This window comes from Citrobacter sp. VF227, assembly GCF_052950715.1.
Map to the genome: position 1 here is coordinate 1 of NZ_JBRFVF010000492.1, position 451 is coordinate 451.

Annotated in this window: 1 protein-coding gene; it reads left to right on the plus strand. The window is 64.1% G+C overall.

The window, feature by feature from the left end:
• Window positions 1–380, plus strand: a 380-nt coding sequence (locus tag ACU8YC_RS27500; RefSeq protein ID WP_446896326.1) for a hypothetical protein, incomplete at its 5' end; no start/stop codon positions are given.
• Window positions 381–451 lie beyond the last annotated feature (71 nt).

The following is a 451-nucleotide window of genomic DNA, read 5'->3' on the forward strand; positions in this document are numbered from 1 at the left end:
GTGGATGGCCATTCCGTGAAATCGGTGAGGCGCGATCCATCCTGCGACCGACGGGGTTCGTTGGCCGGGCGGCTGGCGTGGCATGTAGGGTGGGTGGCGCTGTTCACGCCCGCGGCGCACCTTCGTACGGATCGGTTAAGCGTGATTCGCCCTGGCGATCAGAACAGATAACGCGGCAGCCAGACGATCATCACAGCACAGAAGATGCTGAGGGCGATGCAGAACCAGAGGAAACGCCGTTGGCGGCGTTCCGGGGCGCCATCGGCGTGTTCCGGCAGGGGCATGCCGCAGTTGCTGCATTCGGCGTCCCCCGGCGGATTGTCTTGCTGGCAGTACAGGCACTTGGGCATGTGGTGCTCCTCCTCGCCAGCAAAGCCTGACACGCTGCTCGCGCCGTCGACTTTGATGGCGATCAACGCACTCGAACTGCTCGAGCCGCTGACGATCGAGG